Source organism: Microcystis sp. M090S1, assembly GCF_020246295.1.
GTDB classification, from domain to species: domain Bacteria; phylum Cyanobacteriota; class Cyanobacteriia; order Cyanobacteriales; family Microcystaceae; genus Microcystis; species Microcystis aeruginosa.
Genome location: NZ_JADBTF010000003.1, coordinates 1 through 8,426, shown reverse-complemented (window position 1 = coordinate 8,426; position 8,426 = coordinate 1). Strand labels below are relative to the sequence as shown.

The following is an 8,426-nucleotide window of genomic DNA, read 5'->3' as shown; positions in this document are numbered from 1 at the left end:
TTATTTTCTGTTGACCCTTTTCCCTGTTTTGCTTCTCGCAAAGCTCGTCAGGATTATTATGGCAAAATTAACTTTTCTTTTATTCAGGAGTTTGAGGCTTTCACATAACAGTACTTGTCTTTGTATTGAAAAATGTGTCCGTCAGTCAGCTAGGGCAGATCAAAAATCACTGTCTGTTAATAGGTGCAACGGCGATTACTCATAATCTTAAATTGAATAGGACTTGCTGAAAAAGTAGGGGCGAAGCATTCGGACAGGAAATCTACGGTTTCAGCGATAGGTTATACCCGAATGCTTCGCCCCCAGAGGACACAATCGCCTTTTAGGAATAATTGGAGGGAAAATTCCGGGACTTTTTCCCTCAAAATCGGTAAAACCCTACACTCGGCCACCGGGAAAAACTTTTTCAGCAAACCCTAAATACTGGCTTTTTCTCTTCAACGGCTGATTCCGCGAAGTTGCTCCAGAAGTTGATCAAGAATGTCTTCCATCTCTTCCGGGCTTCTGCCCATCCTGACCGGTCCGCGCAGAAACTCTTTAACCGTTATCTTTTTATCGCGGAAGTCACGGACAAAATTATAGATTTTTTCGGTGGATTGAACTTGTAATTTCATCTCCTCTAGCATTTGCTCAATCGGGTCGATGCCATCCTTCTCACAAGCGCGACTGGCCCTCACCATCTCGCCTTCCGGGGTATTTCGCACCGAGCGCAGTTCTCTTTTCAGGTTCTCGTACTGCTTTTTGAGTAGTTCGTTATTGGTTTCAACCCTCTCGCACTGTCGTTTGAGGTCGCTTTCCGATGAGCCTTCAACCTCGAAAGAGTCTCCCATTTGATGCTGTCGTTCGATTTCGAGCAGTCTGGCAATATCTCCCTCTTTATAGGCGCGGTTGACCTCCTTCATAATCTCGTTGTGACGCATCCGAGTTTCGGGATCCGTAACCTTGTCGGGGTGAAAAATCTCAGCCATTCTCAGGAAAGTGCGGCGTATTTGTCTAGATTCAGGAGATTTAGGCGAGCTTTCAGGTGATATCTCTGCTCCATCATCGTGACGGCCATAGGAGTCTTCCCCAGAGAAGAAATCCTGCGCGGATTGCTCCGATGATCCTTCTGGTTCTTCGTCTCCGAAAAGTTCGTCCAGTTCTTCATCTCCATCCTCAAATTTCGGGCTAATCTCCCCCGTTAACTGAAGTGTCTGGTAAATTCCGAGAATCCTTTCTTTTGTCTGCTGCCCCATTTTTCTAGCAGTGAGGATTTCGTCAAAAAGGGCGTGTATTTCGCGGTCGAGGTCGGTAAGTTTTTGATAGAGGGGTTGCCCTCTCTGAAAAATCTCCGTCGCCAGGGAACGCATCTGGTCGAGGAATTTCTTCAGTTCGTTGCGCTTTCTGCCAATCTGCTTGAGGAGCCACTGATGCTCCTCCTCTAAAGCTTGGAAACGAAAATGTAGGGAAGAGAGAGCCAAGGAAGGTGAGGTGGGCGAATCAGAGGAGTTCGGTGATTTCGGCTTTTTAGATCTGGTCATTACTTTGGGGTGAAAGCATATTGTCCATTCTACCAAGCCGGAAGGAGCCGCATTCCTAAAACTCACCCTTGGCTCATTTTATTGTTTCTCCCCACTTCCCCACTTCCCCACTTCCCCACTTCCCCCACCTCCCCACTTCCCCACTTCCCCAATTCCCCACTTCCCCAATTCCCCAATTCCCCCCGCAACGCGCACGAAGTGGTCTCCCCACTTCCCCACTTCCCCACTTCCATCACCCCATCACCCCATCACCCCTGCGCCGGCGCTCCTGCGGAAACCTTTTTAAGTGGCTAGAAGCTAGATATATCAATGGTCTTAATTAATTCTTATCAATCGAATTAAATTTTTGTAAATAAAATTCTCGCTCGGATTAATTATTTTTTCCAAATTCCGCTAGACTTATTTAGTAAGTTCAATCGAGACTCAATATTCCATAGCTAAATTTCTATAGCACGGGCTAGAGGGAAAGTTTAGCGAGGGATTCCTTTACCCATAATTCAGCACACATACTTGCTTTGGCAGCAGGTAGGAGATTCTATGTCAAATTTTTCGAGACGGAAATTTTTAACCACGGCGGCAGTTTCAGCGGCAGGGGCTGTTGTCCTGAAAGGTTGTTTGGGTAATCCCCCCGACAGTACGGGTGGAACCACCACCACCGCGCCCGCTGCCCCGGTTGCTTCTCCCGTCGCCATCGCCCCGGAACAAGCTCCTGAAACCACCAAAATTAAATTAGGTTATATTCCTATCGTTGAGGCCGCACCCTTAATTATTGCCAAGGAAAAAGGCTTTTTCGCCAAACACGGGATGCCCGATGTGGAAGTCTCCAAACAAGCAAACTGGGGTTCCGCTAGAGATAACGTCGAAATTGGGGCAGATGCGGGCGGAATTGACGGAGGACAGTGGCAAATGCCCATGCCTTACCTAATTTCCGAGGGACTAATCACCAAAAATAACGTTAAAGTCCCCATGTATGTGTTAGCGCAGTTAAACACCCAGGGTAACGGAATTGCGATCGCAGGTAAACACGAGGGCAAAAATATCGGTTTAGACCTGAAACCCGCCAAAGATTACATCCTCGCCATGAAAACGACGGGAACTCCCTTCAAAGCCGCCTATACTTTCCCGAAAGCTAACCAAGACTTCTGGATTCGTTACTGGTTAGCCGCCGGTGGTATTAACCCCGATACGGATATTAACCTAATTGCGGTTCCTGCCGCCCAAACCGTGGCCAACATGAAAACGGGAACCATGGATGCGTTTAGTACCGGTGATCCTTGGCCGGCGAGAATTGTGGCTGATCAGATCGGTTTTATGTCAGCTTTAACCGCAGAAATCTGGCCCTATCACCCGGAAGAATACCTCGCTATCCGCGCCGATTGGGTGGATAAAAACCCGAAAGCCACCAAAGCGGTGTTAAAAGGAATTATGGAAGCGCAGCAATGGCTCGATCAGGAGGCAAATCGGGCAGAAGCGGCGGCAATTCTCGCTAAACCGGCTTATTTCAACCTCAAAGAAGAAATTATCGCAGGTCCCCTCAAAGGAATACAGAAAATGGGTGACGGCAAACCGGAAATCACCGACAAAAATAAAGGAGTTTTCTACTGGAAAGATCCCGTCGGTAGCGTTTCCTATCCCTACAAGAGTCATGATCTCTGGTTTTTAACCGAAAGTGTTCGTTGGGGTTTCTTGCCGAAAGAAACTTTAACCACTGCCTCAGCATTAATCGACAAAGTTAACCGCGAGGATCTTTGGAAAGCGGCAGCTACAGAATTAGGAGTTGCCGCAGCCGATATTCCCACCAGTACCTCCCGCGGTGTCGAAAAATTCTTCGATGGCAAAACTTTTGACCCCGCTAATCCCCAAGCTTATCTCGATAGTTTGGAGATCAAAAAATAGCGAGTTTTTCCCGGTAGGCTAGGGTCATAAAATATCTAGTCTATTAATCCCAAAAGTGTTTTCTTCTCTCCCCAATCAAGTAACTTTATCTTCAACAAAGGAAAACGGCAAAATGGCAAGTAGCGTCAGCAGAAAAAGTAACGGTGGTTTCAACTTCGGTAAATTCTGGAAAAAGCATTCCCAAGATATTCTTCCCCCTATTATCGGTACCTTGGGTTTTCTGATTGTTTGGCAATTAGTCTCGATGCTGGGATTAATCAAATTACCCCCCCCATCCGACCTAATCACCAATGAACGGACTCGTACCTATTTAATGTATCCTTTCTTTGATCGTGGGGGCATTGATAAGGGACTATTCTGGCAAACTTTAGCGAGTCTGCAACGGGTATTAATCGGTTATTTTTTTGCCGCAGTGGTTGGTATTGGCGTTGGGATTATGGTCGGTTTAAATTCTTTCTTAAATAAGGCACTCGATCCCCTTTTTCAATTCCTAAGAACAGTTCCTCCTCTTGCTTGGGTTCCCCTATCTTTGGCCGCTTTACAACAAAACCAACCTGCTGCTTTATTCGTTATCTTTATTACCGCAGTTTGGCCGATTTTGATTAATACCACCGTCGGTGTCCAACAAATTCCCCAAGACTATATCAACGTTAAACAAGTCTTGCAATTGTCCAGCAAAAAATTCTTCTTCAAGATATTAATTCCCTCGGCACTTCCCTACATCTTCACTGGTTTGAGAATTGCGATCGGTTTAGCTTGGTTAGCGATTATCGCGGCTGAAATCGTTATGTCGGGTATCGTCGGTATCGGTTTCTTTATCTGGGATGCCTACCAAAATAACTACATCAGCGATATTATTCTCGCGCTGTTTTATATCGGTGGTGTGGGTTTATTACTCGATCGCTTTATGGCTTGGTTGCAAAATCAAATCGTTCGTCAATAGGGAATCAATGGGTAAACTTTCCCCATTTTCAAATAACTGAAACTTGAGCCAATTTAAGGAGAAAAAACTATGAGTTTGTTTGTCGCTGTCGATAACATTGATAAAGTATTCCCCCTTAGTGGTGGCGGTGAATATGTGGCCTTGAAAGGGATTGATTTACAGATAAAAAAAGGGGAATTTATCTCCCTCATCGGTCACTCTGGTTGCGGAAAATCAACCCTCTTAAACATGATCGCTGGTTTAGATTTGCCCACGGAAGGAGTGGTGACTTTGCAAGGTCAAAGCATTAAAAAACCGGGACCAGATCGCATGGTAGTCTTCCAAAACTATTCCCTTTTACCCTGGTTAACTGTCAAAGAAAATATTACTCTGGCCGTCGATCAAGTTCTCACCCAACTATCAGAAGAAGAAAGAAAAGCTGAAGTCGAAAAATATATCGATCTGGTCAATCTTCGTCATGCAGTGGATAAACGTCCCAACGAATTATCGGGGGGGATGAAACAACGGGTAGCGATCGCTCGCGCCCTAGCCATCCGTCCGAAAGTGCTGCTTTTAGACGAACCCTTTGGCGCGTTAGATGCCCTGACTAGAGGTAATCTACAGGAACAGTTAATGCAGCTGTGCGAAGAATACCAAATGACCTCGGTAATGGTGACGCACGATGTGGATGAAGCGGTGCTATTATCCGATCGCATCGTCATGCTCACCAACGGCCCCGGCTCAAAAATTGGCGGTATTTTGGAAGTGGATATCCCCCGTCCCCGCAAACGCATGGAAGTGGTAGAACACCCCAGTTACTACAGTCTCCGGAGCGAGATTATCTATTTCCTCAACCAACAAAAACGGATCAAAAAACTGCGCGCCCGCAAAGTCGAAGTAATTGCCCGTCACGGTTTAGAAAAAGTCAATCTAGAAATCGGTTTTGTTCCCCTCACCGCTTGCGCGCCCCTAGCAGTGGCCAAAGAAAAGGGATTCTTCACTAAACATGGTCTAGATGAGGTGAATTTGGTCCGGGAAACCAGTTGGCGAGGCATTGTGGACGGGATCGCAGGGGGATTCCTCGACGGGGCGCAAATGCCTTCGGGAATGCCCACCTGGTTAACCGTCGGTGGTTATCAGGAGCAACCTTTGCCGATTGTCAGCGCCCTGACTATGACTCGTAACGGTAACGGTGTCACCCTCGCTAAACGCTTCTATGACGAGGGAGTGATTGACGGTAACGCTTTAAAACAGATGCTATTGGAATCGAAGGAGCAGCGCCATATTTTTGGCATTGTTCACCCCTCCTCGATGCACAATTTGCTCCTACGTTACTGGTTAGCGGCAGCGGGAATTGACCCGGATCAAGACGTTCACCTCGAAACTATTCCCCCAGCCCAAATGGTAGCCGACCTGAAAACCGGTAGTATTGACGGTTACTGTGTCGGTGAACCCTGGAACCTACGGGCCGCTATGGAAGATATCGGTTACACTGTCGCTACCGACTTAGAAATCTGGCAGGGCCACCCGGGTAAGGCCCTGGGAGTCCGGGAAGATTGGGCCAATAAATACCCTAATACCCATGTCGCTTTAGTTAAAGCACTGCTGGAAGGTTGTCGCTACTGTGCCGAGGAAGGGAATCAGGAAGAAATTCGTCAAATCCTCGCCAGTCGTCAGTATCTTAGTACCAATATCGATTATATCCAACTGGGTGATCCTAACTCCTACGCGTGCAGTCTCGATCAACCGATGAAAGAATATGCACACCATCTGTTCTTTGGGGATGGAGTCAATCGTCCCAGTCGTACCGAACACCTCTGGATGATGACCCAAATGGCGCGCTGGGGCCACATTCCTTTCCCCCGTAACTGGGTAGAAATTCTCGAACGCGTCTGTCGGGTGGGTGTCTTTAGTACCGCGGCCCGGGAATTGGGTCTAGGGGATATTAAATATCGTCGCACACCGATCCTTTTATTCGATGGTATCGAGTTTGATGCCGAGGATCCTATCGGTTATCTCAATAGTTTAGAGATCAAACAAAACGTCACCATGGCCGAAGTGGCTATTGATGCTCGTCCTAGTGCCAGTGAATCTCGCAAAATTGCCTAAAAATCGACTAAGGGGATAATTCCTAGCCAATTATCCCTAGCCATTGCTCCTATTATCTAATTTCCCCCAAAGACTAATCATGTACACTACCACCGACACCGTTAACCGAGCAACCCAGACCCCCAGTAAAGAAGCTTTTGTCACCATTGAAGGAGTTTCTAAGGTTTATCCCACTGCTAGAGGCCCCTACACCGTCCTCAAGGATGTTAATCTCAGCATCAATGAAGGTGAATTTATCTGCGTGATCGGTCACTCCGGTTGCGGTAAATCGACCCTATTAAATATGGTGTCGGGTTTTTCTTCTCCCACCGATGGCATCGTTAAAGTTAACGGTAAGAAAATTACTAAACCCGGGCCCGATCGCATGGTAGTGTTTCAAAACTATGCTTTATTGCCTTGGTTAAGCGTTTTTGAAAATGTCTATCTCGCGGTAGATGCGGTGTCTCCCAATGCTCCAGAGGCACAAAAACGCTCGATCGTGCGGGAACATTTAGCGATGGTGGGTTTAACCGAAGCTATGGACAAAACCCCTCCCCAAATCTCCGGGGGGATGAAACAACGGGTTTCGATCGCCCGGGCCCTTTCTATCCGTCCAGAAGTATTAATTCTCGATGAACCTTTCGGCGCTTTGGATGCGATTACCAAAGAGGAATTACAGGAAGAATTGCTGAAAATCTGGCAAGATAAACGCTGTACGGTGTTGATGATCACCCACGATATCGATGAGGCCCTTTTCCTCGCTGATAAGCTGGTAATGATGACCAATGGACCAGAAGCGAAAATCGGCGAAGTGATGAATATTCATTTCCCCCGTCCCCGCGATCGGGAGAGAATTATGGAGGATCCTGAATATTATCGTCTGCGTAACTATGCCCTCGACTTCCTCTATAATCGTTTCGCTCACGATGATGTTAGCTAGATGTGAGCATTTGTATTAGTTTGGGGTGCGGTTGACTTAACAGCGATCGCACCTAGATTTTTTTTCTGGGGAAGCCTTCTTCAAGTAAAATTATCTCTAACTAGGTAAGTAGGTAGGCACAATTATTTGTAGGATGGGTTAGCGGTAGCGTAACCCATGCGGGTGTTGGGTTTCATGCTTCAACCCAACCTACGTTCATTTTATATTTAATTCCACCCACCCACTTAGATGTTAAAAATTGTCAGATACTCCCCTTATCAAGGGGGGATCAAGGGGAGATCAGCACCCCCCTTATCAAGGGGGGATTAAGGGGGGATCAGCTTACTTGTTAGCTAAATATAGCGGTAAGCGCTTGAGTGAGATACAGACCAAGCTTTGCCTAGCATGGTTTATAGCTCGTGACACTGTACCTCATACGACTGCACACCGCTATAGAACAATTAGCAATCAAATACAATAACAATTTTTACTTTTTACTTAATCGATCATGCTCAAACAGATACGGAAACTACTTATCAATTTCGGTCAACAATGGCGCGATGAAAATTTCATGAGGTCGATTCATCTCATTGAAAACTTAGTTTCTAAGGTTTTGTCTGTAGCCTTAATTGTTGTTATTATTGTTTCTCTTTATGATTTAGTAGTTATCCTAATCAAAGATTTATTTACTACGGAACCCGTCGGTTTTTTTAGCAAAACTTTAATTGAAATCTTCGGATTATTTCTCAATATTTTAATCGCCTTAGAGTTATTAGAAAACGTCACTGCTTACTTAAGAAAACACATCGTACAGGTTGAATTAGTCGTTGTTACTGCCCTGATTGCCATCTCTCGAAAAATTATTATTTTTGATCCCAATAAATACAGTAAAGATGATTTAATTGCCCTCACCGTGGGGACCTTAGCTTTAGCGGCAAGTTATTGGTTAATCAGAAAAGTTAATCGCGATAATCGTTCTTGAAGTAGTGATTAACTACCCAGACATAATTAGGGCTGGCTGAATAAATGTGAAATGTAGGCAAGGTAAGGGTTTTGTGGCTTTACGAGCGAAACAGGTGCA

6 protein-coding genes are annotated in these 8,426 nt (G+C 45.9%); 5 read left to right on the top strand and 1 reads right to left on the bottom strand.

Features of this window, described 5'->3' with window-relative positions:
- Positions 1-437: 437 nt before the first annotated feature.
- The gene (locus IM477_RS00095; RefSeq protein WP_287729940.1) at positions 438-1,520 is read right to left on the bottom strand and encodes a molecular chaperone DnaJ; all 1,083 of its coding nucleotides are present in this window, start codon (positions 1,518-1,520) and stop codon (positions 438-440) included.
- Positions 1,521-2,057: 537 nt separating this feature from the next.
- On the opposite strand from IM477_RS00095, the gene IM477_RS00090 reads away from it, so the two are divergent.
- The 5 genes from IM477_RS00090 (at position 2,058) to IM477_RS00070 (ending at position 8,327) form a co-directional block, all read left to right on the top strand.
- On the top strand, positions 2,058-3,416 hold the full coding sequence (locus tag IM477_RS00090; protein ID WP_287729939.1) for a CmpA/NrtA family ABC transporter substrate-binding protein: 1,359 nt from the start codon (positions 2,058-2,060) through the stop codon (positions 3,414-3,416).
- 112 nt (positions 3,417-3,528) lie between these two features.
- Positions 3,529-4,359 carry a nitrate ABC transporter permease gene (gene ntrB / locus IM477_RS00085; RefSeq protein WP_286825572.1) on the top strand — a complete coding sequence of 277 codons (831 nt, stop codon included), beginning with the start codon at positions 3,529-3,531 and terminating at the stop codon, positions 4,357-4,359.
- 69 nt (positions 4,360-4,428) lie between these two features.
- Entirely contained in the window at positions 4,429-6,447 is a 2,019-nt protein-coding gene (locus tag IM477_RS00080) for an ABC transporter ATP-binding/substrate-binding protein (protein ID WP_287729938.1), read from the top strand.
- A gap of 79 nt (positions 6,448-6,526) precedes the next feature.
- Complete coding sequence (locus IM477_RS00075) at positions 6,527-7,366, top strand: nitrate ABC transporter ATP-binding protein (protein ID WP_002759200.1); 840 nt, start codon at positions 6,527-6,529, stop codon at positions 7,364-7,366.
- 487 nt (positions 7,367-7,853) lie between these two features.
- A complete protein-coding gene (locus tag IM477_RS00070; protein ID WP_287729937.1) occupies positions 7,854-8,327 on the top strand; it encodes a phosphate-starvation-inducible PsiE family protein in 474 nt (157 codons plus the stop codon).
- The last annotated feature ends 99 nt before the right edge of the window (positions 8,328-8,426 follow it).

What these genes read in the sequence shown, in the direction of transcription:
- IM477_RS00095 (WP_287729940.1), bottom strand. Translation starts at nt 1,520, where the DNA reads ATGACCAGATCTAAAAAGCCGAAATCACCGAACTCCTCTGATTCGCCC.
- IM477_RS00090 (WP_287729939.1), top strand. Translation starts at nt 2,058, where the DNA reads ATGTCAAATTTTTCGAGACGGAAATTTTTAACCACGGCGGCAGTTTCA.
- ntrB (WP_286825572.1), top strand. Translation starts at nt 3,529, where the DNA reads ATGGCAAGTAGCGTCAGCAGAAAAAGTAACGGTGGTTTCAACTTCGGT.
- IM477_RS00080 (WP_287729938.1), top strand. Translation starts at nt 4,429, where the DNA reads ATGAGTTTGTTTGTCGCTGTCGATAACATTGATAAAGTATTCCCCCTT.
- IM477_RS00075 (WP_002759200.1), top strand. Translation starts at nt 6,527, where the DNA reads ATGTACACTACCACCGACACCGTTAACCGAGCAACCCAGACCCCCAGT.
- IM477_RS00070 (WP_287729937.1), top strand. Translation starts at nt 7,854, where the DNA reads ATGCTCAAACAGATACGGAAACTACTTATCAATTTCGGTCAACAATGG.